The sequence below is a fragment of the Aneurinibacillus danicus genome (assembly GCF_007991215.1).
Taxonomy (GTDB): Bacteria; Bacillota; Bacilli; order Aneurinibacillales; family Aneurinibacillaceae; genus Aneurinibacillus; species Aneurinibacillus danicus.
Genome location: NZ_BJXX01000266.1, coordinates 1 through 1,431 on the forward strand (window position 1 = coordinate 1; position 1,431 = coordinate 1,431).

At 44.9% G+C, this 1,431-nt stretch carries 2 protein-coding genes and 1 pseudogene; all 3 read right to left on the reverse strand.

Features of this window, described 5'->3' with window-relative positions:
- Positions 1–663 (reverse strand): annotated as a pseudogene (locus ADA01nite_RS21640) (helix-turn-helix domain-containing protein); the annotation flags it as partial.
- A gap of 40 nt (positions 664–703) precedes the next feature.
- Positions 704–1,240 (reverse strand): DUF6431 domain-containing protein, encoded by a 537-nt coding sequence (locus tag ADA01nite_RS21645; RefSeq protein WP_281286061.1) that lies wholly within the window; start codon positions 1,238–1,240, stop codon positions 704–706.
- A partial coding sequence (locus ADA01nite_RS22480; protein ID WP_218029605.1) for a hypothetical protein occupies positions 1,209–1,431 on the reverse strand: 223 nt, incomplete at its 5' end. The genes ADA01nite_RS22480 and ADA01nite_RS21645, both read right to left, overlap by 32 nt.

Consider the following 1,431-nt stretch of genomic DNA (forward strand, 5'->3'; position numbering starts at 1 on the left):
GGATTCAGGTACGCCATATTTTTGAATAGCCTGGCGGAAAGCATCTTCCACAATTCTTTGGTCAAGAGTCGGGTAAAAGGCACCATGAAGCACATACCGGGTGGCATCATCCAAAATCGCTACTAGATATACTTGCTTTTTTGTCCCATTGGGACCAATCGGCAGATAGGGACCATATTTAATATCTGAATGCCACAGCTGATTTCGATGTTTTCTCTGAAAGCGTCTGGCTGCCACTCCTGAATCGGCGTACAACCTCATCTGACGTGAACTATATCCCCGTTCTGCTAATTTCTCCTGAAGGGTGGATCGTTTTATCTGCCCAGGTTCTGCTAATCCCTCCCATTCTAGAATCTGAATGATCTGGGACACGCTCCGGTTTGGGGCTTCCCTCCGCAGAAGAATGGCTTGTTCCAATAAATGAGCCGGAATTGCTTCTCTCTGTTTTTGAATCTTTTTACCTTTGGGTTTCAACCCGGAAAAACCTTCGGTTCTGTGCTGTGCAAGGTAGCGTCGGATGGTTCTTTCAGATAAACCACTTGCTTTACATATCTGTTCTTTGAGTTGTTTAGCTTTTCCAGCATCCAGCCCCTCTTCCAAAAGAGGAGCAATCATTTGGAAACGTTGTGCTGCTACTTCTTCTGCTTTCTTCTGATCTCTCATGAGCATCCCTCCTAATCGATGTGTTCCTCACGAGTGTAAATCAGTTCCCTTCGGACAAGAATGCAGAACGGGTATGTAGCCATAAATTATCATTTACGATGGGCCGGACAATTCTGGTCAGCCATCGGGGGGCATTGCCCACCAACCGTCCTATACGCTGGAGTGCGGACAGCGAACCTTCGGACGACAAATTCACCGGGTTCTTCCCCTGACTGGTACGAAGCATAATGGACCTGAGACAACCAAGCCAGTAATCTACGAAACTTGTAAACCAATTTAGCCAACGAAATAAAGTAGAGTCATCAGCTGCAACATCATGGTGAAGAGAGTCCGTTAGGACTTTCTCAATGCATTCAGCCTCATAACGTTTATAAGGCACTAGAAAATCTGGCAACTCATGATGAATCCTTCCACAATTCACACAACCGAGTCGACGGATATTATATACCTTGGTTTCTCCAGAACTATCTTTGGATTTTCGGTCTCTTGTTCCCATCACTTTCATGCTCGTTCCGCAACAGGGAGAAGGAATCCTCTCCGCCCCCCTAACTAAAAACTCCGGTAAGGGAGTTTTCAATCAATTTATAATTTGATACAATAACCATATGTTTTTTTGGGTGGGACATCTTCCGTGTAACTGTTGGCGCAGTTGCACAAAAAGGGAGATGTCCTTTTTCTTTCTTCAGAATAGTAACGAGGACATTATACTCGTCAGTTTCTGGACAGGCAATACCGTCAACTTTTGGCTGTTTTGGGGTATCAATAACA